General features: G+C 59.6%; 22 protein-coding genes. 19 read left to right on the top strand and 3 right to left on the bottom strand.

The genetic code is table 11. The features are described 5' to 3' along the window. Positions 1-151 precede the first annotated feature (151 nt). The 9 genes from VFN25_RS06285 to VFN25_RS06245 all read left to right on the top strand — a co-directional run bounded on the left by VFN25_RS06285 (position 152) and on the right by VFN25_RS06245 (position 12,496). Positions 152-1,543, top strand: coding sequence for a transglutaminase-like domain-containing protein (locus VFN25_RS06285; RefSeq protein WP_325139977.1), 1,392 nt, complete (start codon positions 152-154; stop codon positions 1,541-1,543). A gap of 54 nt (positions 1,544-1,597) precedes the next feature. Then, positions 1,598-4,585, top strand: a complete 2,988-nt coding sequence (locus tag VFN25_RS06280) for a TonB-dependent receptor (RefSeq protein WP_325139955.1) — start codon at positions 1,598-1,600, stop codon at positions 4,583-4,585. A gap of 116 nt (positions 4,586-4,701) precedes the next feature. Further along, positions 4,702-6,003 carry a diaminopimelate decarboxylase gene (gene lysA, locus VFN25_RS06275; RefSeq protein ID WP_325139953.1) on the top strand — a complete coding sequence of 434 codons (1,302 nt, stop codon included), beginning with the start codon at positions 4,702-4,704 and terminating at the stop codon, positions 6,001-6,003. 20 nt (positions 6,004-6,023) lie between these two features. Next, positions 6,024-7,550, top strand: coding sequence for a serine hydrolase (locus tag VFN25_RS06270; RefSeq protein ID WP_325139951.1), 1,527 nt, complete (start codon positions 6,024-6,026; stop codon positions 7,548-7,550). Continuing rightward, complete coding sequence (locus tag VFN25_RS06265; RefSeq protein WP_414648876.1) at positions 7,546-8,277, top strand: M15 family metallopeptidase; 732 nt, start codon at positions 7,546-7,548, stop codon at positions 8,275-8,277. The genes VFN25_RS06270 and VFN25_RS06265 overlap by 5 nt, the downstream gene beginning before the upstream one ends. A 100-nt stretch (positions 8,278-8,377) precedes the next feature. After that, a complete protein-coding gene (locus tag VFN25_RS06260; RefSeq protein WP_414648873.1) occupies positions 8,378-9,367 on the top strand; it encodes a serine hydrolase domain-containing protein in 990 nt (329 codons plus the stop codon). A gap of 206 nt (positions 9,368-9,573) precedes the next feature. Next, the gene (queD, locus tag VFN25_RS06255; RefSeq protein WP_325139947.1) at positions 9,574-9,936 is read left to right on the top strand and encodes a 6-carboxytetrahydropterin synthase QueD; all 363 of its coding nucleotides are present in this window, start codon (positions 9,574-9,576) and stop codon (positions 9,934-9,936) included. Between the two features lie 166 nt (positions 9,937-10,102). After that, on the top strand, positions 10,103-10,495 hold the full coding sequence (locus tag VFN25_RS06250; protein ID WP_325139944.1) for a phasin family protein: 393 nt from the start codon (positions 10,103-10,105) through the stop codon (positions 10,493-10,495). 420 nt (positions 10,496-10,915) lie between these two features. Next, complete coding sequence (locus VFN25_RS06245; protein WP_325139942.1) at positions 10,916-12,496, top strand: SpoIIE family protein phosphatase; 1,581 nt, start codon at positions 10,916-10,918, stop codon at positions 12,494-12,496. On the opposite strand, the gene VFN25_RS06240 is transcribed toward VFN25_RS06245, so the two are convergent. The 3 genes from VFN25_RS06240 to VFN25_RS06230 are packed head-to-tail and all read right to left on the bottom strand — an operon-like array spanning position 12,497 to position 14,799. Continuing rightward, positions 12,497-12,985: an STAS domain-containing protein gene (locus VFN25_RS06240; RefSeq protein ID WP_325139940.1), complete on the bottom strand. Its 489-nt coding sequence runs from the start codon at positions 12,983-12,985 to the stop codon at positions 12,497-12,499. Between the two features lies 1 nt (position 12,986). Further along, positions 12,987-13,958 (bottom strand): FHA domain-containing protein, encoded by a 972-nt coding sequence (locus VFN25_RS06235; RefSeq protein ID WP_325139938.1) that lies wholly within the window; start codon positions 13,956-13,958, stop codon positions 12,987-12,989. Positions 13,959-13,977: 19 nt separating this feature from the next. Beyond that, a complete protein-coding gene (locus VFN25_RS06230; RefSeq protein WP_325139936.1) occupies positions 13,978-14,799 on the bottom strand; it encodes a cyclic nucleotide-binding domain-containing protein in 822 nt (273 codons plus the stop codon). A gap of 166 nt (positions 14,800-14,965) precedes the next feature. Here VFN25_RS06230 and VFN25_RS06225 point away from each other — a divergent pair, with 166 nt between their 5' ends. The 10 genes from VFN25_RS06225 (at position 14,966) to glmU (ending at position 24,472) form a co-directional block, all read left to right on the top strand. Continuing rightward, positions 14,966-15,553, top strand: coding sequence for an ATP synthase subunit I (locus tag VFN25_RS06225; protein WP_325139934.1), 588 nt, complete (start codon positions 14,966-14,968; stop codon positions 15,551-15,553). Between the two features lie 4 nt (positions 15,554-15,557). After that, positions 15,558-16,409, top strand: a complete 852-nt coding sequence (gene atpB, locus VFN25_RS06220) for a F0F1 ATP synthase subunit A (RefSeq protein WP_325139932.1) — start codon at positions 15,558-15,560, stop codon at positions 16,407-16,409. Positions 16,410-16,598: 189 nt separating this feature from the next. Beyond that, complete coding sequence (atpE, locus tag VFN25_RS06215) at positions 16,599-16,841, top strand: F0F1 ATP synthase subunit C (RefSeq protein ID WP_414648875.1); 243 nt, start codon at positions 16,599-16,601, stop codon at positions 16,839-16,841. Between the two features lie 61 nt (positions 16,842-16,902). Next, entirely contained in the window at positions 16,903-17,373 is a 471-nt protein-coding gene (locus VFN25_RS06210; RefSeq protein ID WP_325139928.1) for a F0F1 ATP synthase subunit B, read from the top strand. A gap of 4 nt (positions 17,374-17,377) precedes the next feature. Further along, positions 17,378-17,911 carry a F0F1 ATP synthase subunit delta gene (locus VFN25_RS06205; protein WP_325139927.1) on the top strand — a complete coding sequence of 178 codons (534 nt, stop codon included), beginning with the start codon at positions 17,378-17,380 and terminating at the stop codon, positions 17,909-17,911. Between the two features lie 153 nt (positions 17,912-18,064). Then, positions 18,065-19,612, top strand: coding sequence for a F0F1 ATP synthase subunit alpha (gene atpA, locus VFN25_RS06200; RefSeq protein ID WP_325139926.1), 1,548 nt, complete (start codon positions 18,065-18,067; stop codon positions 19,610-19,612). Between the two features lie 138 nt (positions 19,613-19,750). After that, positions 19,751-20,614: a F0F1 ATP synthase subunit gamma gene (gene atpG / locus VFN25_RS06195; protein WP_325139922.1), complete on the top strand. Its 864-nt coding sequence runs from the start codon at positions 19,751-19,753 to the stop codon at positions 20,612-20,614. Between the two features lie 148 nt (positions 20,615-20,762). After that, positions 20,763-22,199 (top strand): F0F1 ATP synthase subunit beta, encoded by a 1,437-nt coding sequence (gene atpD / locus VFN25_RS06190; RefSeq protein ID WP_325139920.1) that lies wholly within the window; start codon positions 20,763-20,765, stop codon positions 22,197-22,199. Positions 22,200-22,399: 200 nt separating this feature from the next. Beyond that, a complete protein-coding gene (locus tag VFN25_RS06185; RefSeq protein WP_325139918.1) occupies positions 22,400-22,822 on the top strand; it encodes a F0F1 ATP synthase subunit epsilon in 423 nt (140 codons plus the stop codon). Positions 22,823-23,107: 285 nt separating this feature from the next. Next, positions 23,108-24,472 carry a bifunctional UDP-N-acetylglucosamine diphosphorylase/glucosamine-1-phosphate N-acetyltransferase GlmU gene (gene glmU / locus VFN25_RS06180; RefSeq protein ID WP_325139916.1) on the top strand — a complete coding sequence of 455 codons (1,365 nt, stop codon included), beginning with the start codon at positions 23,108-23,110 and terminating at the stop codon, positions 24,470-24,472. The last annotated feature ends 273 nt before the right edge of the window (positions 24,473-24,745 follow it).

The following is a 24,745-nucleotide window of genomic DNA, read 5'->3' as shown; positions in this document are numbered from 1 at the left end:
GCGCATTGCAAGCATGTTAAACATCGCCCAACGTCGACCGGGAATGATTCCGTTGAGCCGAACCATTGTCACGCCAACGAATGTCGCAGCACTTCGCCTGACTTGGGTTCTGGTGCTCGTCTGTGCACTCGGCTCAAGCTCTTTCGCGCAGATGCCGCAAAGCGAGCGTGTCAGCGTTGCGGATGTGATCACGGCAGTCGATGCCGGCCAATTTGATGCTGCCGAAGCGGCAATTGCATTGGCTCTGGCCGACACGTCGCTTGATGCTTCATCACGTGAATCGCTGGTTTTCGAGCGTGAGCGCATGCGCCGCATTCTGCTCGATTTCACTCTCGACGAGGCTGCACTCAAGGCGCAACTGCGCAAGAACATTCCCGATCTCACCGATGCGGATTTCGCGAACTGGAAGGCGCATGGTTTGTTCGAGCAGCAATCGATCGATGGTCGTGTGCTCTACTTCAATCGCGCCGCCTCCAACCTGTTTCGCCTGAGCGCCGAAGCGCTGGCCCGGCGCAGTGAGCAGACGCCGTTGCGCGACGGCCCCATGGAAACCGCGAATGCCCATCATCGCGAAATCCTCGCTGCCGCAGGCGCTGGCCACGCGCGCGGCCTGGCTTCGCGCAAACTCAAGATCACCCAATCGCTCAGCGTGCATGCCGATGCGGTTCCGGCTGGCGAAATCGTGCGCGCATGGATTCCGTATCCACGTGCCCTGCCCGGCAAGCAGGACAACATCCAATTCATTGCAAGCACGCCTGGCAAGCATGTCATCGCCCCCGAATCGGCGTTGCAGCGCACGGTCTATCTCGAACAAAAGGCCGAAGCCGGCAAGCCCACCGCATTCTCGATCAGCTATGAGTTGACCGTTTCGGCGCAGTCGCATGCGGTTGATGCGGACAAGGTGATCAGCGCAAAGATCACCCCCGAACTGGCCCCGTTCGTCGCTGAGCGTCCGCCGCATATTGTCTTCAACGAATCGCTGCGCCTGTTTTCGCGGCAGATCGTTGGTGACGAGAAGAATCCCTGGCGCATCGCCCAGAAACTCTACGCGGCCGTCGATCAGATTCCCTGGGCGGGTGCGCGCGAATACTCAACGATCAGCAATATCAGCGACTACGCCCTGCACGCCGGCCATGCCGATTGTGGCCAGCAGACCCTGCTGCTGATGGCCTTGCTGCGACTCAACGGGATTCCGTCGCGCTGGCAATCAGGCATGGTCTATTCCGAGGGGAATGCCTACTGGAATCTGCACGACTGGGGCCAGCTCTACATTGCGCCCTACGGCTGGATTCCGATGGATGTGACCACGGGTCGCCTGCGCAGTGACGATCCGCGCGTCGCCGGTTTCTACCTTGGCGGTCTCGATGCCTATCGCATCGCCTTCAACGACGACTATGGCCGCGAATTCGTCCCGGCCAAGAAATTCTTTCGCTCCGAAACCGTCGATCTGCAACGCGGCGAAGCGGAATGGAGCGGCGGCAACCTGTACTTCAACCAGTGGGATTACGACTTCGTGTGGCAGGTGTCCGCGGCCACGCCTTGATTCAACCAACCGCCGCCGACAGAGCGGCATCGACAGCCTCGACGGGAGAGGAACATGGGGAACAGCAACCGCGCTATGCGCAAGACATCACTTTGTCTGGCCTTGGGCTTCGGCCTATCGCTGCTGGCATCAACCGCGGCCTATGCCGGCAATACCGATGGTTCATTGGTCGGACGCACCGCAGCGGGTGCCGTAGTCACGGTGACCAGCCCGGATACTGGCTTTACCCGCTCGGTCACTGCGGATGCCAACGGCAACTACCGCTTCCCCTACCTGCCAATCGGGCAATACAAGATTGAGGCGAATCAGGGCGGCGAGGTCATCGGCACACCGGAACAAATCACCGTCACCCTCGGCAACGCCACGACAGCGAATCTCGGCAGCGAAGCTCAGGCGCTCGATGTCATCCAGGTCACCGGAAATGCGGTATCGGTAGTGGACGTTACCTCGACCGAAATCGCAACGAACGTCACTCGCGAGGATCTCGCGCGCCTGCCAGTCGATCAGAACATCACCTCGGTGGCGACCCTCGCACCCGGCGTCAACAAGGGTGTCGCCTCGTTCGGCGGCATCTCCTTCGGCGGCTCTTCGGTGGCTGAGAACTCCTACTACGTCAACGGACTCAACGTTACCGATTTCTACAACCGCAATGGGTTTTCGAGTGCACCTTTCGCGTTCTATCAGGAATTCCAGGTCAAGACCGGTGGCTACTCGGTCGAGTTTGGTCGCAGCACCGGCGGTGTGGTCAATGCGGTCACTCGTTCGGGCACCAACGAGTTCCACTACGGTGCCCAACTGACGACCGAACCCGCCGCATGGCAGTCAGCGGCCAAGGATCGCTACGACGCCGACGGCACCCGCTACATCAGCGCGAGCAAGGACGAGTACTCGTTGACCAAGCTCAACCTGTTCGCCTCGGGCGCACTGGTGCAGGACAAGTTGTTCTTTTTCCTCATGTACGAAGGGCGCGACAACACGCCACGCAATACCAACAACCGCGGCACGACCTACACCTACAACAAGTCCGATGACGGTTTCTGGGGGGCCAAGCTCGACTGGCACATCAACGACAGGAACCTGCTCGAATTCACCGGCTTCTCGGATGCCAATGGCAACGTCGGCAGCGTCTACAACTACGATTTCGAAGCGGCACAGCGTGGCGACAAGACCAACGAGATCTATAACGACACCGGCGGGCGCAACTGGGCGCTGACCTGGAGCTCGTATCTGACCAACGATTTGTCGATGAAGGTGCTTTACGGCGAAAACAACCGCGAATCCTTCACTCGCTCACTAAGCGATGTGGAGTGCAACCGGGTCGCCGCAACCAGCACAATTCCTGATCCCGGCGTCCCGCTCGGCTGCACGACCAGCAGCAAGGTCGAGGCACGCAACGATGGCCGCGAAGCCGCTCGTATCGATTTCGACTGGAGCCTCGGTGATCACCTGCTGCGTTTCGGCCTCGATCACGAGAAGAATACGTCCGATTACGATCGCCACTATCCGGGCCCTGGCGGCTTCTATTACAACATCTACTCGGCAACGCCAGGCGCGACGATCCCGAACGGCGGCATCCTTCCAGAAGGATACGAAGGTTATGTGCGCGCACGACGCTACGAAATCGCCGGCACGTTCGAATCGACCAACGCGGCTGCCTACATTGAGGACAACTGGTCGATCACGCCGAACTTTCTGCTCAACCTTGGCTTGCGCATGGACAGCTTCGACAACAAGGATGGCAGCGGCGCGAGCTACATCAAGATGGACAACATGATCGCACCGCGTCTCGGGTTTTCCTGGGACATGAATGGCGATGGCAACATGAAGCTGTTCGGCAATCTGGGTCGCTATTTTCTGCCGGTGGCCAACGTGATCAACATCAAGCAGGCCGGCGGTCTGCTTGATGAGCGCACCTACTATGCGTTCGACGGTTTCCAACTTGTGGATCGCAACGGTTCGCAATACGCCATTCCAGTCCTTGGCCCTCAAATTGGCAATATCGACAATTCGCAAGGCGATGGATCGGTTGGCGATCTGCGTTCGGAAGTCGATCGCGACATGGATCCGGTCTACCAGGACGAAGCAATCCTCGGTTTCCAGCAACGCCTCAACGAGAGCTGGTCGTGGGGCGTGAGCGGCACCTATCGTCGCCTGCACAATGCAATCGATGACATGGAAATCAGCGCCACTGCCGCCTGCGGCGAAGACGGCTATATCGGCTGGGTGATGGCCAATCCCGGCAAACCGGTGACTGTATTTGGCGACACCGATTGCGATGGTGAAGCCGATGGCTGGGTCACCGTCGATACCTCACGCGAAGGCTGGGCAATGTATGACAGCGACGGCAACTATCTCGGCCAGCGCGGTTGGGTATCGCCGAAGCGAACTTACAAGGCTCTGGAGTTCCAGATCGACCACCCCTGGGATGGCAAATGGGCCTTGAACGCGTCCTACACGCTGTCAAAGAGCGAGGGCAATGCCGAAGGTCCAGTCAATTCAGACACCGAGTTTGATGACACCGGACGCACTGAAAATTTCGATGATCCCTGGGTCAACTTCGGCGGTGATGGCTATCTGCCGAATGACAGGCGCCACCAGATCAAGGTCCGTGGCGCCTATGCGCTGAACGACCATTGGCGGCTTGGTGGTGATCTGGACCTCCACTCGGGCACACCGGTTACCGGCTTCGGCGTCGGCAATCCATTCGACGAAACCAACTACCACAGCTACTACATCTGCGTGCAAAACTGCGAAGGTCCGTCGCCGGGTCGCGTCTACGAAAGCTCACCACGCGGCAAGTACGGACGCACCCCCTGGACCTACAACATCGGTGCCAGCGTCTCCTGGGTCACGCCGATCAGCCACAAGGGCGAACTGCAGGTCAAATTCGCGATCTACAACCTGCTCAACCAGCAGCGCACCACGGCGGTGGATCAGGATCTGCAAACCGACATCTCGAGCTCAACCAGCGAAACGTTCCGTCAACCAATCCGCTTCCAGAACCCGCGCTTTGCGCAACTGACGGTGACCGCGAATTTCTAGGTTGCCCTGGGGTGATCCGGGACGAATCCGGATCACCCGTCTTTTCCCAGCGTGGCGACCGGCACCCACTCTCCACCGCCGGCTTCGCCACGTTTTCTTTTATGGCAATGACGACCATGCTGATTTCGCAAGACGCTGCTGCATCGATACGTGATGCTCACGATGTCACCGGCAGATGCTCCCGTTTCGATGGTGTCGATCTCGAAGCATTGGTGACGCGCGTCGGCACGCCTTGTCATGTTTACTCCGCCAGTGCGATACGCGAGCGCATCCACGATCTGCACCGCGCCCTGAGCGGACTCGATGCGCAAATCTGCTTTGCCGTGAAGGCCAATCCGCTGCGCGCGATTCTTGAGTTGATGGCTGCTGCAGGGATAGGTGCCGATATCGTCTCGGCCGGGGAGCTCCGGCGCGCGCTTGACGCTGGCATCGATCCGGGCCGAATCGTCTTTTCCGGTGTCGGCAAGACCGCAGACGAAATGTGCCACGCGCTCGATGCCGAAATCGCCCGCTTCAATGTCGAATCGCTCGACGAACTGGAGACTCTGCAACGCCTCGCTGCCGAACGCACACAGGTCGCCAACGTTGCGCTACGCATCAATCCAGACGTTGATGCGCGAACGCATGCAAAAATCTCGACTGGGATGTCCGAGAACAAATTCGGCGTCAACATCGACGTGGCACGTGGCTGTTTTGCGAATCAGCGGGAATACCCGAACCTGCGCCTCAACGGTCTGCATGTACACATCGGCTCGCAGATCCTCAGCCTGCAACCTTTCCGCGAGGCGCTCGAACGGGTTGCCGCGTTTCGTCGTGAGCTTGAGGCCGCTGGCCATGTAATCCATTCAATCGATGTCGGTGGCGGACTCGGGGTCTGCTATCGCGAAGGCCATGACGATCCGCCCAGCGCGAGTGACTACGTCGAAACGATCCGTCACGCCCTACACGATTACCGTGGCCGAATCGTGCTTGAGCCAGGCCGCTGGCTGGTTGCCGAGGCGGGCATCCTGCTGAGTCGGGTGATTCGGGTCAAACACGGCGACGAACGCGATTTTCTGATCCTCGATGCGGCCATGAACGATCTCGCCCGGCCCAGCCTCTATGACGCCTGGCATGACATCGTCGCGCTGTCGTCGAATTCTCGGGCGCAGGTCGAATACGACATCGTCGGTCCGGTCTGCGAAACCGGCGATACTTTCGCCCGAGGTCGTATGCTGCCTGAGTGCGGGGAGGGTGATCTGGTGATGATCCGCACTACCGGTGCGTATGCCGCGTCGATGGCGTCGACCTACAATTCAAGGCCGCTCGCCGCCGAAGTGCTCGTCGACAGGGGCCGCTGGTCGCTGGTGCGACGACGCCAGAGCCATGCCGAGATGTGCCTCGGTGAATTGCCGGCCCTCGACTGGCAGGAGGCTTGAAGTTGATGAGCAGGATTCCAATGGCTTTCTCAGCCCTACTGATCGCGGCCACGACGGCTTTCGCCGCGCCCTCGAAGGAGCGCATCGACCAGACTTTCAATGACGTCGTGCAACGCTACCATTTGCCTGGTCTCGCCGTCGGCGTGATCGACGGCGGCAAGATCATCTACACGCGCACGAGCGGCGAACGTGAAGCGGGCTCGGGCAAAAAAATTACCCGACAAACCCTGTTCAAGATTGCTTCAAACAGCAAGGCGATGACGGCGAGTCTGCTTGCGCGTCTGGTCGATGCCGGCAAGCTGCGCTGGGATGACCCGGTAATCAAATACCTGCCGGACTTCCGCATGTTCGCCCCCTGGGTGACTCAGAACATGCAGGTCCGTGATCTGCTTGTGCACAACAGCGGCCTGCCTGAAGGCGGCGGTGATCTGATGCTGTGGCCCGAGCCGAACCAATTTGCGCGCGCCGATATCCTTGCCGGCCTGGGTCACATCAAGCCGAAGTACAGCTTTCGTGCCGGCTATGCGTACGACAACTTGCTCTATGTCGTCGCTGGCGAAGTCGCCGCCGCGGCGGGCGGAGCGAGCTACGAGGAACTGATGCGTACGGAGGTGTTCGCGCCACTCGGCCTGAACTGTCGCGTCGGTGCGTGGAAGGCCGCGGCCAGTGACGATATCGCGCAACCGCATGGCCATGACCAGGGACGCAATATCGTTGTCGGTGCCGATGGCGAAGCTGTCGCCGAAATCACCTCGGCCGCGGCCGGCGGCATCCGTTGCAGTCTCGATGACATGCTGCGCTGGGCCGGCAACTGGTTGACCCCCGATGCCAAGCAACGGGCCTGGTTGTCGGCAGCGCAGCGGGCTGCGATGTGGGCGCCGCATACGCCGATGCCGATTTCGGCACGACGCCGTGCCTGGGATCACACCCATGCGTGGCTCTACGCATTCGGCTTCCGCGTCGGCGATGTCGACGGCGAATGGACGGTTTCGCATACCGGTACGCTGTCAGGCATGTACTCGATGATGATGCTGTTGCCCGATCGCAAATCCGGCTTCGTCATTCTGATCAATGGCGAAGCCGGCGAGGCGAGAACGGTGCTTGGCGAAGCACTGGTCAAACAGTTCACCGCGCCAGACGATCCGCGCAGCGTCAGCGACTATGCTGCCGATCTGGCCGCCGATCGCTCGTCAGTGCCTGGTCACGTCGCCGCCGACGCGCAACCACGAAAGCCGGTGACGCCGGTGCAATTGAACGGCTTGCTCGGACTTTGGCGTGATCCGTGGTTTGGCGACGTCACGATCTGTGCCGAGAAGCAACGCGTCCGCTTCCGCTCGGCCAAATCGCCACGCCTGCTCGGCACGCTCATGCGGACAGGTGAGCGGATCCTCGTCGACTGGGATGACGACAGCGTCGATGCCGAGGCCTGGCTCGATTTCAGTACCGGTGAGATGCCGAGCTTGCGCATGAGCAAGGTTGATCCCGAGGCCGACTTCAGTTTCGACTACGAGGATCTTGCATTCACACGGGTCGGCGATTGTGATTGAGCGACGCGCCTTGTACTTCGCCGTACTGGTCTGCTTTGGGTTGCAGAGTGGACAGGCGGCGTCCGACGCCAAGCCTGTGCTTTCGAGCGCCACGACCGCCGCCGAGGCCGACCTTGTCGATATCACTAGCCTGGTTCCCGACATCACCCTGGACATGCGCTATGCCGGTGCTGACAACTTCGTCGGCGCGCCGATCGACGGCTACGGCGCCGCGCGCTGCCTGCTCAAATCCCGGGTTGCCAGAGCCCTGGCCGACGTCGAACGCAATCTGCGCAAGCGCGCGATGCGATTGCAGGTTTTCGACTGCTATCGACCTGTGCGTGCAGTGAATCGCTTCGTCGAATGGGCCACTGATCCCGGCGACCAGAAGACCAAGGCACAGCACTACCCGAATCTCGACAAGTCCGAATTGCTCGGCGACTACATTGCACCGGTGTCAGGACATAGTCGTGGCGCGACGATCGACCTGACCCTGAAGAAATGCGATGACCGGGGAACACATTGCCGGACGCTCGACATGGGCACGGATTTCGACTTTTTCGATCCTCGCGCGCATACCGATTCGACACGGGTCAGCAATGCACAGCGAGCGAACCGCCAGCGCCTGCGCGCGGCCATGCAAGCAGGCGGATTCAAGAACTACCCGATGGAGTGGTGGCACTACCGCTTCGAGACCGAGCCTTCGCCGGAGACGATTTATGACGTACCGATTGAAAAGCGACCGTGATCGCCGTGGAAACGGTCTCCACAATTGGAGTCCTGCAAGGTTTGCGCTGCTGGCCGGGCTTGCGCTTGTGCTCGGCGGGTGTGCCAGCGGAACAAAGCCCATGACTGACGAATCTGTGATCGGTGCGATCATGCTCGCGTATCAAGGCGATGTTCCCGGCGCCTCGGTCCTGGTCATCCGCGATGGCAAGTCGGTTGTGCGCAAGGCTTACGGATTTGCCAATCTCGAAGATCACGAGTTGACGACAGCTGCAACGAATTTTCGACTGGCCTCGGTAACCAAACAATTCACCGCAGCGGCGATCCTTCTTCTCGCCGAGGACGGTCGGCTTTCGATCGATGACCGCATGCGCCAGTGGTTGCCCTCGCTACCCGCCGTCACCGATCCGATCACGATCCGCCAGTTGTTGTCGCATACCGGCGGCATGATCGACTACGAAGACCTGATGCCGGTGACGCAAAGGACCCAGCTGCGCGACAGCGACGTGCTGCATCTTCTAGAAGCCCAGGATCATCTGTACTTCGCGCCCGGCACTCATTACCGCTACAGCAATGGCGGCTATTCGATGCTCGCCCTGATCGTCGAGAAGGCCTCGGGCCTGCGCTTTGAAGATTTTCTCAAGCAACGCATCTTCGAGCCACTTGGCATGCGCAACACACTGGCCTACGTCAACGGCGGCCCGCCGGTTCCCCACCGCGCCTATGGCTACAGCGAGAGCGCAACCGGCTGGGCACGTACCGACCAGAGCACGACCAGTGCGGTTCTCGGCGACGGCGGCATCTATTCCTCAATCGACGACCTCGACCGATGGGATGCGGCGCTCTACGATGACCGTCTGCTCAGCGATGCCTCGCGAAAGCTTGCCTTCACGGCATGGACGACAACCGACGACGCCAATGTCAGCTACGGCTTCGGCTGGCGCATCACGGGCGAATCACTCTGGCACTCGGGCGAAAGCATCGGCTTTCGCAATGTCTTCGTACGCTATCCGCAACGACACTTGAGCGTGATCATCCTGAGCAACCGCAATGGTCCCGAGCCCTATCGCATGGCACTCGCCATCGCCCGGCTCTTTCTTGGCGAGACTTGAATTATTTCCGTTGATGGTGAACTGAGGCCGGTCCTGCAGATGTTTCTCTTTTGTCTATTTTTACGCCACTTCGCGGCGCGACTGAAGTGCGACGCAAGTAAGAAAATCGAATCCACCAAACAGCCCGCTGCAAGCGCTTTCCTCGCGACGACGTTATCCTTGGTGTTTGGCGAAGCTCGCCATCCTCTGTCTGACAGCGACCTTCCATGCACATCTTCAAGAAATTTCGCATCGAGGCAGCCCATCGCCTGCCCAACGTTCCGGAGGGCCACAAGTGCTCACGCCTGCACGGCCATTCGTTCGAGATCGAGATCCATGTCAGCGGGCCACTCGATCCGACACTTGGCTGGATCTGTGACTTCTCTGAAGTAAAGGCGGCCTTCGCGCCGATCCACGAACAGCTTGATCACCACTACCTCAATGACGTACCGGGGCTCGACAACCCGACCAGTGAAAATCTGGCCGTGTGGATCTGGGATGCGCTGAAACCGCGGCTACCGATGCTGGCGCGCGTCATCGTCCATGAAACTTGCACATCGGGCTGCCACTACGACGGGCCATCGGTCTGAGAAGCACCCTTGATTATTGCGTGCGCACATCAATCTGACACGCATAACACACGGAATGTAAAGGATTTATGAACAGATTCTGACTATAAATGATCGAATATGTTGCGCTGCAACAAACTCTTTGCTAGAGTACATTCCACCCACACTCCATTCGAGGAAATCAGCCATGTACGAGCAAATGAATTCGCAGTTTCTTTCCCTTGGCAAGAACTTTGCCGATGCCGCCGCCCAGGCTCAGAGCGTTGCTCTGGCAGGTTTCGAAAGCATCGCCGGCCTGCAGATGAAGGCGATTGAAAATCACGTCAGCGCGTCGAACGCGTTCTGGACCGAAGCTTCCGAAGTCCGTGACTTCGAAGCTGCCAAGGCGATCTGGCCGAAGGGCATTCAGCTGGCCAAGGAGTCCGCTGAGAAGCTTTACGCGACCAATCAGGAAGTCGTCAGCTTGACGCTGAAGACCAACGAAAAGCTGGGCAACCTGATCAAGGGTTCGTTCGAAGCCACCAACGACGCCGTGACCAAGCAGGTCAACTCGGTGAAGAAGGCTGCTTCAGGCAAGTAATAGCCCTGCTTCCAGGCAAGGATTTGCGCTGCGCCCCCCCTCCCCGGGATTGGTCGCGGCGCACTCAAACCGGACGGCTCGCCGTCCGGTTTTTTTATTGCCATGGATGGCATGTATGTCTGCAATGCAGGGCGACTGCATGGATGCAGGAGGTAGAGCAACGCAGGAGCAGTTGCCGAGCAATTGCAGGTGTTGCCCACTTTTCAGTCAGTGCAATATTCACGTCCGGCGATCCTCATGCGACACTGCGGGGTGAATGTATTGAAGCATGCGGATCATCGACCTGCAGACACGCTTCAGGCACGAAGCACAATCCTGGTCGATGGACATTGGGTCCAGTGGAGGGGATGAAATCGTGAACAACAAGACTTCACAAGCGAACGCGCGCTTCGCTGAACTTGCCGATATTGCGATCCAATCATGCCAAGCCTGACCATTACCGGCGGCCCACTCGAAGGCCAGCAGTTCAGCTTCAGCGAATCGGTCATTATTGGTCGGGGAGCGTATTGCGATGTGCGCATTGATGACTCCACCGTCTCGCGTCGGCATGCGGAAATTTGCGTCAACAATGATGGAAGCTGGCATTTCCATGACCTCGGCAGCGCCAATGGAAGCTTGCTCAAAGGCAAGCCGATCCATGGCAACCTCAAAGTCGAAGGCACGCTCGAACTGGTCATCGGTGAAGTTCCGGTCAGACTGGACCTGACCGAAGCCAGGGCAGCCCGATCCGATGACAACAGCTCATTCCCACAACTTCTGGATCGACTCGAGTTGCTGGCCTGGACTGCCGCCCTTCCGGCGCGGCGGGAAAGCCCTGCGCAACTGATTGAACAGATTCTCGACACGCTGCGCGATGCTTTCTCGGGCTGTACGCGGGTGACCCTGTTTGTGACCCGGCCAGGCAGCAGTCAGCTTTTGCCCTTTTCCCGACAAGCTGGCGCTGCACCCGAAGTCGAGCAGCGCTCGGCGGCACTCGCCAAGGCATGCCAGCGTCATGTTGACGGCGTTGCCGGGGGTGCTTCGGTGATTCAGCCGCTTGGTGTGGCCGATGCCCCGGCTGGAATTCTTGCCGCGCCGGTGATTCTCAGCGGCGAGACGCTCGGCATTCTCGTTGCAGAATCAGAACGCTCCGACACCTGGAGCACGCTGGATCGATCGCTGGGCAAGGGCATCGCCAGCGTCATCGGTGGCTTGCTCGAAGCCGAGCGCGGCAGTCATTCGGATCGCCAAGGTGCTGAGCGCGACCTGCTTCTGGCGCGACGCGTGCAGCAGCATTTCCTGCCGCAAAACGCCTTGCGTCAGTCGGGTTTCCAATTCGCTGAATCTTACGTTCCGGCGCGCGTGGTCGGCGGCGATCACTATGACTACTTCCGCTTTTCTGATGACCGCATCGGCATCGTGATTGGCGATGTTTCCGGCAAGGCCGTGTCGGCGGCGCTGGTCATGGCGCGATTCGGAATGGCCGTTCGCCTGCTTGCCAGCCAGGCAGGCAACCCGCTCGACCTGCTCGTCACGCTGAATGTTCTACTTCTGGATGAGCTCGAAGGCGGAATGTTCGTCACCGCCCAGATCATCGCCATCGATGCCGCCAGTGGTGACATCGAAATCGCCAACGCCGGTCATCCGTCGCCGTTGTTGCGAAATGAAGACGGCACCGTCGAAGCCGTGACTCTGGAGCCTGGCGCGCCACTCGGCGCGAGTGCACAAACCCATTTCGGCGCGTCGACGATAAACCTGCGGCCCGGCGCCAGTCTGCTGTTCTATACCGATGGCCTTGATGAGGCCGAAAACGAGGAAGGACAACAATTCGGTATCGAGCGACCGACGGCGGCGTTGGCCAAAGCCAGTGATGCGCCCGGTATCCTGGCCGAGATCAACCAGCAACTCGGCGAATTCGTTGGCTCCGCCAAAGCCACCGATGATCTGACCCTGCTGGCGATCAGCCGCGATGCGGTGGATTCCCCGGTGCGGATTCCGCCACCGTTCGACCCGAATTACTGATCAGCCGGAAATCCCCAGTACACGCGCAACTTCAGCTACCTGTTGCGCGTCGAGCCTGGTGTTTGACGGCTTGGCCGCCTTGATACCGAGCAGCTTCGTCGCAGTTGCGGCCAGCGTATTGCCGCTCTTGGCCGCCGGTTTCGGTTTGGCCGCGCCACCTTGCTGGAGCACGGCATCCCGATCCGGGAAAATCTTGAACAACTGGGTGAATCCGGCGACATCGAAAACCTGCCGAACGGTCGGATTCAGGCCGCAAAGCCGCAAGCTGCCGTTGCCATCGACTTTCTTGGCCAACATCAGCAGCACGCGCAATCCGGCGCTGCTGACATAGCCGACGCCAGCGAGATCAACGATGAAATGATCAGCTCCGGCATCGATCAGATCCTGTACGGCGAGCTCCAGATCAGCGGCCGTATCGGTATCCAGCCGCCCCTTCAGCCCGAGCGCAGTAATCTCGTCGAGCTTTTCCTCTTTGATGTCGAGGGCCACGTCAGCCCTCTCGGAAGACGAATCGAGCCATGCCGATCTGGATCACGTCTTCATGTCGCAACACACGCTGCTTGATCGCTTCAGCATTCACGCGGGTTCCCGATTTGCTGTCCAGATCAGACAGTGTGTAGCCCTGCGAGTCGACCGTGATGCGTGCATGCCTGGCTTCGACGCCAGGCCCGCCGATACGGATTTCGCTGGCAGCATCAGAACCCAGGGAAACCGGTTTCGGTGGCAGCGGTATGGCCGTGCGACCCGCTTCCGGATTTTGCGGGACCAGACGCGCGGTTCGCAGCGACATGGTTGCATTGGCACCAAAAGCTGGCTTTGCACCTGGCGTCGTGGGCGGCAATGGCACCTTCGGTGGTTCAGGCAGCTTGAGCACCTGCAGGATCTGAGTCTGTGCCGCAGGAATATCGAGCACCTCGGCATCCATGGGGATATCGACATCTTCGGCAACCGGCATTTCCTGGGTGTTTGACGGACCATGAGCGGCGGCCTGGATCAGCTCTTCCTCACTATCGAAAACTTCAAGGAAGCGTGCTCGCAGAGCCTCGCCCTGCTTGTGCGCGGCTGTCCGCTCACTCAATGAAGCCTCGATGGCATTGAGTCGCTTGCTGTATTCCTCTTCGTTGAATTCGCCGAGCTTGCGGCGCAATTCGATTTCCTGCCGATCAAGCTTGACCGCTTCGTGAGCGTTGCTGATCTCGGTCAGTGCGCCCCGCAGCCGCGCATAAGACTCACGCGCCTTCTGCCGCAGTGGCTCTGCCTTGGTTTCGATCTCGGACACTTGCCTGATGTAGTCGCCATGAACGCGACTGAACACGGCCGGATCGAAGTCAGCTTTGACGTCTTCCAGTCCGGACAAGCGCTTGCGCAGGATGTCGGCCTCTTCCTTGAGCGCCTTGAGGGCGTCGATCACGCCGAGATCGACCCCGGACAGGGACTCAGGCAATTCACGCACATTCACCATTTTCGCTCTCCGAGCCGCATCAGGCGGCAGAAAAATCGATCTCTACCGCACCAAAACGCAGTTTGTCGCCGGGTTTGACCGGGACATCTTCTCCGGTCTTGATGCGTACGTTGTTCACGAAGGTACCATTGACCGTGCGCGATTCTTCTCGCACAAAGAACAATTGACCCTGACGAATCAGCTTGGCGTGGCGGCGACTCAAGCTTCGGGTAGGGTCCAGCGGGCTCAGATCCACCTCGGGGCTGACACCTGCCGCAGGGTCGGGCCGACCGACCAGGAACTCGTTGAGATTCGGATCCAGTCCGATGACCTGGCCCTTGGCGTGGCGAAGCACGCAACCGCTGCTCGGCGTCGGCAGCGGCGCCGGCGCCTCGATCATCGTCATTGAAGGTTGTTCGGCTGCTGGCAAGGTGGGCTTGCTGGCCGATTGCCGGGGTGCAGGCACGGGCGCCGGTTTGCGCTTTTTCGCTTCAACGTCAGGTTTTGCCGAAGCCAGGCGCTTGACCCATTGCTGTTGCCGTTGAGCAAGCGTCCGCAGCAAGTGCAGCGCGATGTCGACGTCCTGCTGCAGCAGGCTTGAGAATCCTTCGCGCTCGACTTTCAAAAGCCGGGTCGGCTTGCGCGCAATCGCCGTGGCAAAGCACGCCTGATCGTCGAGCACTGACAACTCACCAAAGAAATCGCCAGGACCCAAGCTGGCAATCGGTTCCGTGCCGCAGGCTTCGACCAGCAGATCAATGCTGCCCGATTCGATGATGTACATCACCTTGCTTGCATCGCCTTCGGCAAACACCGTTTTACCGGCTGCAACTTCAAGAAAGGCATCGGCAGATTGGCTCATCGCGTTACAACTCTGGCGCGGCAGGGACCAGCCGGGGCTTCCGATTATGCCGAGCACATACCATCAGCGGCAACCGCTGCAGTTCCGGTGCTCACCGGGGTTTCGCCCGGAGCCGCCAGATACTGCGGCATTTGGACGCATTCGAAAGCTCATATCGAGGTCTTGCATGGCACCGCAGATGTGCCGGACAAGGTCGAATCAAGCTCATCAATGCGCAGCCATTCGCCGGCTTGTGGATGGCGCTGCCAGCGAGCACCTGCAAACGTTCGCTTCACGGACACAATCGGGTTGCGACGGTCAAAGCCGTACTGATATCATTCGTCGGCTCTGCAAGCAGCTTTTTGCTGTCGTGCAGCGATTCCATGAAGCATTCGGGCAGGCTCAAGTGCGCAATTCCATCGCCAATGGTCGGCGGGTGGCAGTTCGCACCGCGCTATTGCAGATCGGCGTGACCGTTTTGGTCGCCTTGATCGCCTCGACGCTTGGCTGGCGGATCGGCATGGCCACCCTCGCGGGCGGCGCCATCATCGCGGTCGGAAATGGCTTGTTCGCAATTCGCTTGTTTGGGCGGGGAGTCGCCTCGGCACGCAACGTTTTGCATTCCGTCTACGCGGCGGAAGTCATTAAATGGTTCTGGCTGTTTCTGGCGCTGACACTGGCCATTGCAGTCTTGAAATTGCCATTCGCCGGGTTGATCGCCGGCATCCTGGCAGCACAGTTTTCGTTCTGGATCGCCCTCATTGCAATCAGGTAACCCGATGGCCAGCGAACACGCATCGCAGAGCATGACCGAGTACATCCAGCACCATCTGCATCATTGGCAGGTGCAGTTGCCGGGTACCGAAAATCCGTTCTTCATGGTCAATATTGACAGCGTACTGTTCAAGTTGCTGGCGGCGTCCCTGTTCGTCTGGCTGTTTCTGCGCGTGTCGCGCCGCGCCACGGCTGGGGTGCCGAACAAGGTGCAATGCGCCATCGAAATGGTGGTGTCGATGGTCGATGGCATGGTCCGCGAGACCTTCCACGGTCGCAGCAAGCTCATCGCACCGCTGTCACTGACAATTTTCGTGCTCGTTTTCCTGATGAATTTCATGGATTTGCTTCCGGTCGACCTGCTGCCGTGGGCCTGGGCCGGAGCCAACGAGATGGCCGGTCACGATCCTCAGCACGCTTACATGCGCGTCGTTTCGACCGCCGATCTGAATACCACCATCGGCATGTCGCTCACCGTGTTTCTGCTGATCCAGTATGTCGGCCTCAAGCACAAGGGCTTCTTCGGCTTCTTCAAGGAGTGGTTCACCGCACCGTTTGGGCCGTGGTTCGCGCCAGCCAACCTGCTTCTGCGCGTCATCGAGGAGGCCGTGCGGCCGCTGTCACTGTCACTGCGACTGTTCGGCAACATGTATGCGGGCGAGTTGATCTTCGTGCTGATCGCGGTGATGACGCTCGGCGCCTCGCTTGATCAAGTCTCGACCTATCTTCTCGGTACCGTGCAGTTGATTTCCGGGTTCCTCTGGACCGTGCTGCATATCCTCATCATTACGCTGCAAGCCTTCATCTTCATGGTGCTGACCATCGTCTACCTGAGCATGGCGGCCGAACATCATTAGTTTCATCGTCAATTGCACGCTTCAAACGGTACTTCTGCGATCATCCGTGATCGCGAGAATCAAACAGCAGGCATCCTTGGCTGCACTTTTCAACTAGAAGCTGTTCCCTATTTCATTCAACTTTAGAGAAACACGGAGACAATCATGGAAACCATCGCAAACGTTGCCCAAGTCGGTGACCTGCTCAGCATGACGGTTATCGCCGCCGGCCTTCTGATCGGACTCGGCGCGCTCGGAACGGCGATCGGCTTCGCCATCCTTGGTGGCAAGTTCATTGAAGGCGCTTCGCGTCAGCCAGAACTCACCCCGATGCTGCAGACCAAGATGTTCATCGTCGCCGGCTTGCTCGATGCGGTGCCGATCATCGGCGTCGCCATCGCTCTGCTGTTGCTGTTCGCGAACCCGCTGCTCGCTACTCTCGGCATCAAGTAATAGATCAATACTGGCATCCGCGCGGCGGCTTGACGGCCGCCGTGTTGCAGGAGCAAGAACAATGATTCCCAATATCACTCTGGTTATTCAGGGTCTGGTGTTTTTCGCCGTGACCTGGCTGGTCATGAAGTTTGGCTGGCCGCACATCATCGGAGCCATCGAAGAACGCCAGGCCAAGATCGCCGAAGGTCTGGCTGCCGCTGACCGCGCCCGCCAGGAACTGGCCGACGCCGATGCCCGCGTGGCCGACGAGATCCGCAAGGCTCGCGTCGATGCCGTGGCGATCATCGACAAGGCGACCCAGCAGGCCAACCAGATTGTCGACAAGGCGCGCACCGACGCGATCGTCGAAGGCACCAAGCAGAAAGCCATCGCAGCTGCTGAAATCGAGAGCATGGCGCATCGTGCCCGCGAGGAATTGCGTGGCAAGGTCGCTACACTGGCCGTGGCCGGTGCCGAGAAGATTCTCAAGCGCGAGATCGATGCAAACGCGCACAAGGATCTGCTCGATCAACTCGTGAGCGAGATCTAAGCCCATGTCGAGCGCACTGACTCTGGCCAGACCGTATGCACGCGCCGCTTTCGAGACGGCGCATTCGCACGCGGCCCTGGCCAGTTGGGCCGAAAAGCTTGCGTTTGCCGCCGAGGTGGCGACCGATTCGCGCATCATCGCGCTGCTCGGCAATCCTCGCCTGAGCAACAGCGAACTGGCTTCATTGTTTATTCCGCATCGCGAAAAGATCGACACCGATTTCGGTCGTTTCATCAGCTTGCTGGCCGACAACGGTCGCTTGCACGTACTCCCTGAAATCGCCGCCTTGTTCGAGCAGCTCAAGCTTGAATCCGAGCGCACACTCAAGGTACGTCTGCGCACGGCGACGCGCGTCGATGAGCCCGAACTGGAAAAGATCAGGGCGGCACTCAAGCGTCGCTTCGATCGCGATATCGAGCTGACTCAGTCTGTCGATCCGAAAATGATGGGTGGCGCGATCATCGATGCCGGTGAAACCGTCATTGATGGTTCGATTCGCGGCCGCCTGGCGCGCCTGGAACAGGCGCTTGTTCAGTGAGCGCAAAAGCGGACAGCGGTAAGCGGGAAGAGCGACAACAACCCGCGCAGCCGTTGTTTTTCCCGCTTACCGCTCACCGCTATCCGCTCACTGCATACCCAAAACACTGAAAAACGCGCACGACACACAGCGTGCACGAACCGGGAAACGAAAATGGCTACCACGATCAATCCGTCCGAAATCAGCGAACTCATCAAGCATCGCATCGAGGAGTTCAAACTCACTGCCGATGCGCGCAACGAAGGCACCATCACCAGTGTGTCCGACGGCATCGTGCGCGTGCACGGCCTCAATGACGTGATGTCCGGTGAAATGGTCGAGATGCCTGGCGACACCATCGCCCTTGCTCTCAACCTCGAGCGCGACTCGGTTGGCTGCGTGGTCCTCGGCAAGTACGAGCACCTGCGCGAAGGCGAAACCGTCAAGACCACTGGCAAGATCCTCGAAGTGCCGGTCGGCCGCGAATTGCTCGGTCGCGTCGTCGATGCGCTCGGCAATCCGATTGATGGCAAGGGTCCGATCAATGCCAAGCACACCGCGCCGATCGAGAAGGTCGCGCCGGGCGTGATCTGGCGCAAATCGGTCGACCAGCCGGTGCAGACTGGCTACAAGTCAGTCGACTCGATGATCCCGATCGGCCGCGGTCAGCGCGAGTTGATCATCGGCGATCGCCAGACCGGCAAGACTGCCCTGGCCATCGACGCGATCATCAACCAGAAAGATTCCGGCATCAAATGCATCTACGTCGCCATCGGCCAGAAGCAGAGCTCGATCGCCAACGTCGTGCGCAAGCTTGAAGAGAACGATGCGCTGGCGCATACGATCATCGTTGCCGCCTCGGCCTCCGAATCGGCGGCCATGCAGTACATCGCACCGTACTCCGGCTGCTCGATGGGCGAGTTCTTCCGCGATATCGGCGAAGACGCGCTGATCATTTATGACGATCTGACCAAGCAGGCCTGGGCCTACCGCCAGATCTCGCTGCTGCTCAAGCGTCCGCCAGGTCGCGAAGCGTATCCGGGTGATGTTTTCTATCTGCATTCCCGTCTGCTCGAGCGTGCCGCTCGCGTCAACGAGGAATACGTCGAGAAGCAGACCAATGGCGCGGTCACCGGCAAAACCGGTTCACTGACCGCCCTGCCAATCATTGAAACCCAGGCCGGCGACGTCTCGGCCTTCGTTCCAACCAACGTGATCTCGATCACCGATGGCCAGATCTTCCTCGAGACCGACCTTTTCAATGCCGGTATCCGTCCCGCCGTCAACGCCGGCGTCTCGGTGTCGCGCGTCGGTGGTGCTGCGCAGACCAAGATCGTCAAGAAGCTGTCCGGCGGCGTCAAGCTCGCCCTCGCCCAGTTCCGTGAGCTTGCCGCATTCGCGCAGTTCGCCTCGGATCTCGATGCAGCGACACGCGCCCAGCTCGAACGCGGTCAGCGCGTGACCGAGTTGATGAAGCAGAAGCAGTACGCGCCGTTGTCGATCGCCGAGCTGGCACTGTCGGTGTATTCCGCCGAAAAGGGCTATCTCGACGATCTGGCACTGGACAAGATCCTGCCGTTCGAAGCGGCACTGCATCAGCATTTCCACAGCAACTACGCCGACCTGATGAAGAAAATCGTCGAGACCGGCGATTGGAACAGCGAGATCGAAGGTCAGTTCAAGTCCGGCCTTGATGAGTTCAAGACAACAGGAAGCTGGTGAGCGGTAAGCGGTAAGCGGTAAGCGGTAACAGCCGCTCTTTTCCGCTCACCGCTCACTATTCACCGCTCTCGAATTCGGAACCAAAAAGCAACGCCCGCAGCCGAATGACTGCTGCAATAACGAAAGTGTGAGGTAAACGTGGCCGGCGGAAGAGAAATCAAAACCAAGATCAAGAGCGTGCAGAACACCCGCAAGGTGACGCGTGCGCTGGAAATGGTCTCGGCATCGAAAATCCGCAAGGCGCAGGACCTGATGAAGGCCTCGCGCCCGTATGCACGCCTGATGCGCCAGGCCATCGGCCATATTGCGCATGCCAACAGCGAGTACCAGCACCCGTTCATGGTCGGTCGCAGCGAGATCAAGCGTGTCGGTTTCGTGATCGTCTCGACCGACCGCGGCCTGTGCGGTGGCCTCAACACCAACCTGTTCCGCAGTCTGCTCACACAGATTCGCGAATGCCAGGACAAGGGCATTGAGGTCGACATGGTCTGCATCGGCCAGAAGGCAACTTCGTTTTTCCGTCGCCTCAAGGTCAACATGCTCGGCAGCGTCACCCATCTTGGTGAGAAGCCACAGGTTGACCAGCTGATCGGCGTGATCAAGGTCATGCTTGATGCCTACACCGACGGCAAGATCGACCGCCTGTCGCTGGTCTACAACGATTTCGTCAACACGATGACGCAGAAGGCGACGATCGATCAGCTGCTGCCATTGCCGCCCTCGGATGAAATGCCAACCACGCACTCCTGGGATTACCTCTACGAGCCCGATGCAGCCACTGTTCTCGATCATGTGCTGACGCGCTACGTCGAATCGCTGGTCTATCAGGCCACCCTGGAAAATCTCGCCAGTGAGCACGCAGCGCGCATGGTGGCCATGAAGAGCGCGTCGGACAACGCGACCAAGGCCATCGGCGATCTGACATTGGTCTACAACAAGGCCCGCCAGGCCGCGATCACCCAGGAAATCTCGGAAATCGTCAGCGGCGCGGCAGCTGTATAGAGCGGGAGTCGGGAGTGGGGAGTGGGAAATGGACAAGCAACAGCTTTTCCTCTCCTACTCCCCACTCCCTACTCCCCACTCCCAAAATTGAGAGGCATCGCGGCACCCGCCACGAGCCGAAACGTTTGAATGCTACGGAGTTACCCGCATGAGCAACCAAGGCAAAGTCGTACAAATCATTGGCGCCGTCGTCGACGTCGAATTTCCGCGCGATTCTGTGCCCAAGATCTATGACGCACTGACCATCGATGGCATGGCAATCACGCTTGAGGTGCAGCAGCAGCTCGGTGATGGCGTCGTCCGCACGATTGCACTCGGCACGACCGATGGCATCAAGCGTGGCCTGATCGCCAGCAACACCGGCGAAGGCATCAAAGTGCCAGTGGGCAAGGAAACCCTTGGCCGCATCATGGATGTGCTCGGCACTCCGATCGATGAAGCTGGTCCGATTGGCGAAAAGGAAAAGTGGGTCATCCATCGCGAAGCACCTGCCTATGACGACCAGTCCTCGAGCAACGATCTGCTCGAAACCGGCATCAAGGTCATCGACCTGGTCTGTCCATTCGCCAAGGGCGGCAAGGTTGGCCTGTTCGGCGGCGCCGGCGTCGGCAAGACCGTCAACATGCTTGAGCTGATCAACAACATCGCCACCCAGCACGCCGGACTTTCGGTGTTCGCCGGCGTCGGCGAGCGCACCCGCGAAGGCAACGACTTCTACCACGAGATGATTGAAGCCGGCGTGGTCAAGCTCGACGACATCCAGCAGTCGAAAGTGGCAATGGTCTATGGCCAGATGAACGAGCCGCCGGGCAATCGCCTGCGCGTCGCCCTGACCGGCCTGACCATGGCCGAGTACTTCCGCGACGATATCGACCCGGAAACCGGCAAGGGGCGCGACATCCTGTTCTTCGTCGACAATATCTACCGCTACACGCTGGCCGGAACCGAAGTGTCGGCGTTGCTTGGTCGCATGCCGTCCGCGGTCGGCTACCAGCCGACCCTGGCCGACGAAATGGGTCGCCTGCAGGAGCGCATCACCTCGACCAAGACCGGCTCGATCACCTCGATTCAGGCCGTCTACGTGCCTGCCGATGATTACACCGATCCGTCCCCGGCAACCACGTTCGCCCATCTGGACTCGACCGTGGCCCTGTCGCGCGACATCGCCAGCCTCGGCATCTACCCGGCGGTGGATCCGCTGGCCTCGACCAGTCGCCAGCTCGATCCGCTGGTCATCGGCAACGAGCATTACGACACCGCACGCCGCGTCCAGGGCACCTTGCAGCGCTACAAGGAGCTCAAGGACATCATCGCCATCCTCGGCATGGACGAGCTCAGCGAAGACGACCGCAACACGGTTTACCGCGCACGCAAGATCGAGAAGTTCTTCTCGCAGCCGTTCACGGTCGCCCAGGTCTTCACCGGCGCACCAGGCAAGTACGTGACCCTGAAGGAAACCATCCGCGGCTTCAAGATGATCTGCGACGGCGAGTGCGATCATCTGCCGGAACAGGCCTTCTACATGGTCGGTGGCATCGACGATGCCTTCGCCAAGGCAGAAGAGATGGCGAAGAAGGCCGCATAACAGCGGGGAGTGGGAAATCGGGAGTGGGGAGTGGGGAGTGAGAAAGCAAAGCCACTTCGCCATCCCTGATTTCAACAAACCGGGTTTGAGGGACAGGTAGCAATGATTGGAAAACAAGCCGCGCAGAGCGCCCGCTTCCATCCATTCCCCACTCCCTACTCCCCACTCCCGTCGATCGAATGAAATGAGAGAGAGACCAAATGAGCACCATCCGTTGCGACATCGTCAGTGCCGAGCAGGAAATCTTCAACGGCGAAGTGAGCATGGTTGTTGCGACCGGCGAGATGGGCGAACTTGGCATCGCGCCGCGACATGCGCCGTTGATTACCCGACTCAAGCCTGGCCAGGTGCGCCTGAAGCTTGAGAACGGCGACGAACAGTTCTTCTATGTTTCTGGCGGCATTCTTGAGGTCCAACCGCAGGTAGTCACCGTCCTCGCTGATACGGCCGCACGTGCTGCCGATCTTGACGAAGCAGCGGCGGTCAAGGCCAAGGAAGAAGCCGAGCGTGCCCTGGCCAATCGTACTGATGCCATGGAAATCGCCGATGCGCAGAACCAGCTCGCCCAGGCCATGGCCCAGTTGCAGGCACTCGAACAACTGCGGCGCAATCTCAGGCACTGAGTAGCGGTTAGCGGTTAGCGGTTAGCGGTTAGCGCAAATAGCATGTGTCTGACCCGTTTGCTGTCAAACAGGACAACAAACAACGAAGGAATCGCCGGGTTTCCAGTACTGCTTTTCCCGCTAACGGCTCAGCGCTTTTCCGCTCATTGTCTTTCACACCCAGTCGCCGCTTGTCGCGTGTCGATGACCGATCGACCGCTGCAGATATTCGTTTCCGTTCCCCGGGCCGGGTATTTCCGCTAATGTTTCGAACTGGTTTCGAACTTCTTTCGGGGAGATACGCTGATGTCTGCTGCGAATTTGCATGTCGTAATCCTTGCCGCTGGCGAAGGCAAGCGCATGCGGTCGGCCCGCCCCAAGGTGCTGATGCCACTGGCCGGCAAACCCATGCTCGGCCATGTGCTCGACGTGGCACGCTCAATAGAACCTGCGGCAATCCATATCGTCTATGGACACGGCGGCGACCAGGTTCGCGCCGCATTCGCCGACCCGGATCTGTCCTGGGTCCATCAGGCACAGCAGCGCGGTACCGGCCACGCGGTAAAACTGGCCATGGATGCGATTCCCGAAGCTGCACGCGTGCTCGTTCTGTATGGCGATGTACCGCTGATCCGTCGCGAGACCATTGAGGGCCTACTGCTCAATCCAGGCACACTGACTGCATTGGTGACGCAACTCGAGGAGCCGCATGGCTACGGACGCATCGTCCGCGACGGAATTGGCCGGGTCCACGCCATCGTCGAAGAAAAAGACTGCACTATCGAACAGCGCGCCATCACCTGGGTCAACAGCGGCATCCTCACCGCCGAGGCGCGTCGCTTGCGCGTCTGGCTCAACAACCTGTCCAGCGATAACGCCCAGGGTGAGTATTACCTGACCGATATATTCGCCCAGGCCAGCGAAGAAGGTGAACCCGCCGATTCAAGCCATTGCACGAATCCACAGGAGGTCTTCGGTGCCAACGACCCCTGGCAACTGGCATCACTTGAACGCCAATACCAGCGCCTGCGCGCCACCGAACTGGCAAGTCTCGGGGTGCGCTTTACCGACCCGGTACGATTTGATGTTCGCGGCACGGCGACCGTCGGACGTGATGTCGAGATCGATGTCGATGTCATTCTCGAAGGTGACGTCGCGCTCGGTGATGAAGTTTCGATCGGACCGTTCACGCGCATCGCCAACTCGCGTCTGGCGGCTGGCACCGTGATCCGCGCGCACTGCGACATCGATGGCATTGTCACTCACGGCCCCTGCGTGATCGGCCCGTTTGCGCGACTTCGTCCGGGTACCGAACTCGGCGCAGGATCACGCGTCGGCAATTTTGTTGAAACCAAAAATACCAAGCTCGGCAGCGGATCCAAGATCAATCATCTGAGTTATGTCGGCGACGCCGTGATTGGCGAGCAGGTCAATATCGGAGCGGGAACCATCACCTGCAATTACGACGGCGTGGAGAAACACCAGACCGAGATCGGCGACGGTGCATTCATCGGCTCCAACTCCTCTCTGGTCGCGCCAGTCAGGATCGGTCGCAATGCAACCATTGGTGCCGGGTCGGTGATCACGCGCTCCGCGCCCGATGAACAACTGACCCTTGCGCGTGGCCGTCAGAACTCGGTACCGGGCTGGCAGCGACCAAAGAAGATCTAGGGCAACGCTGATCAAGTGGCCCAACCGTCATGGCATTCAGAAGGTTCGCCGGTCGTGCTGCGTGGCGAAGTGAAGGCTGGTTGCCTTGACCAGCCACGCGGTGCGGCTGGCGGACCTTCTGGATGCCACCTATTTCAACAAAAACAATCGGTTAGGCGACACCTGTCTGCGCGCAGCTCTTTGTTGCGCTGGCTTGAAGCACGGCCAGTGCATCTGCGCCAGCGCGCCGCGATCTGCACGCAGACAGGCGTCGTGACGATTGCGCCACTTGAT

The organism is Dokdonella sp. (assembly GCF_035703485.1).
In the GTDB taxonomy this organism is placed as follows: Bacteria; Pseudomonadota; Gammaproteobacteria; order Xanthomonadales; family Rhodanobacteraceae; genus Dokdonella.
Note: the sequence above shows the minus strand (reverse complement) of the source record. Positions and strands in the feature narration are given on the sequence as shown.

Excerpts from the sequence above, each read along its gene's own strand:
- VFN25_RS06285 (WP_325139977.1), top strand. The coding sequence starts at position 152 with ATGCCGCAAAGCGAGCGTGTCAGCGTTGCGGATGTGATCACGGCAGTC.
- VFN25_RS06280 (WP_325139955.1), top strand. The coding sequence starts at position 1,598 with ATGGGGAACAGCAACCGCGCTATGCGCAAGACATCACTTTGTCTGGCC.
- lysA (WP_325139953.1), top strand. The coding sequence starts at position 4,702 with ATGCTGATTTCGCAAGACGCTGCTGCATCGATACGTGATGCTCACGAT.
- VFN25_RS06270 (WP_325139951.1), top strand. The coding sequence starts at position 6,024 with ATGGCTTTCTCAGCCCTACTGATCGCGGCCACGACGGCTTTCGCCGCG.
- VFN25_RS06260 (WP_414648873.1), top strand. The coding sequence starts at position 8,378 with ATGACTGACGAATCTGTGATCGGTGCGATCATGCTCGCGTATCAAGGC.
- queD (WP_325139947.1), top strand. The coding sequence starts at position 9,574 with ATGCACATCTTCAAGAAATTTCGCATCGAGGCAGCCCATCGCCTGCCC.
- VFN25_RS06250 (WP_325139944.1), top strand. The coding sequence starts at position 10,103 with ATGTACGAGCAAATGAATTCGCAGTTTCTTTCCCTTGGCAAGAACTTT.
- VFN25_RS06245 (WP_325139942.1), top strand. The coding sequence starts at position 10,916 with ATGCCAAGCCTGACCATTACCGGCGGCCCACTCGAAGGCCAGCAGTTC.
- VFN25_RS06235 (WP_325139938.1), bottom strand. The coding sequence starts at position 13,958 with ATGGTGAATGTGCGTGAATTGCCTGAGTCCCTGTCCGGGGTCGATCTC.
- VFN25_RS06230 (WP_325139936.1), bottom strand. The coding sequence starts at position 14,799 with ATGAGCCAATCTGCCGATGCCTTTCTTGAAGTTGCAGCCGGTAAAACG.
- VFN25_RS06225 (WP_325139934.1), top strand. The coding sequence starts at position 14,966 with ATGGCACCGCAGATGTGCCGGACAAGGTCGAATCAAGCTCATCAATGC.
- atpB (WP_325139932.1), top strand. The coding sequence starts at position 15,558 with ATGGCCAGCGAACACGCATCGCAGAGCATGACCGAGTACATCCAGCAC.
- atpE (WP_414648875.1), top strand. The coding sequence starts at position 16,599 with ATGACGGTTATCGCCGCCGGCCTTCTGATCGGACTCGGCGCGCTCGGA.
- VFN25_RS06210 (WP_325139928.1), top strand. The coding sequence starts at position 16,903 with ATGATTCCCAATATCACTCTGGTTATTCAGGGTCTGGTGTTTTTCGCC.
- VFN25_RS06205 (WP_325139927.1), top strand. The coding sequence starts at position 17,378 with ATGTCGAGCGCACTGACTCTGGCCAGACCGTATGCACGCGCCGCTTTC.
- atpA (WP_325139926.1), top strand. The coding sequence starts at position 18,065 with ATGGCTACCACGATCAATCCGTCCGAAATCAGCGAACTCATCAAGCAT.
- atpD (WP_325139920.1), top strand. The coding sequence starts at position 20,763 with ATGAGCAACCAAGGCAAAGTCGTACAAATCATTGGCGCCGTCGTCGAC.
- VFN25_RS06185 (WP_325139918.1), top strand. The coding sequence starts at position 22,400 with ATGAGCACCATCCGTTGCGACATCGTCAGTGCCGAGCAGGAAATCTTC.
- glmU (WP_325139916.1), top strand. The coding sequence starts at position 23,108 with ATGTCTGCTGCGAATTTGCATGTCGTAATCCTTGCCGCTGGCGAAGGC.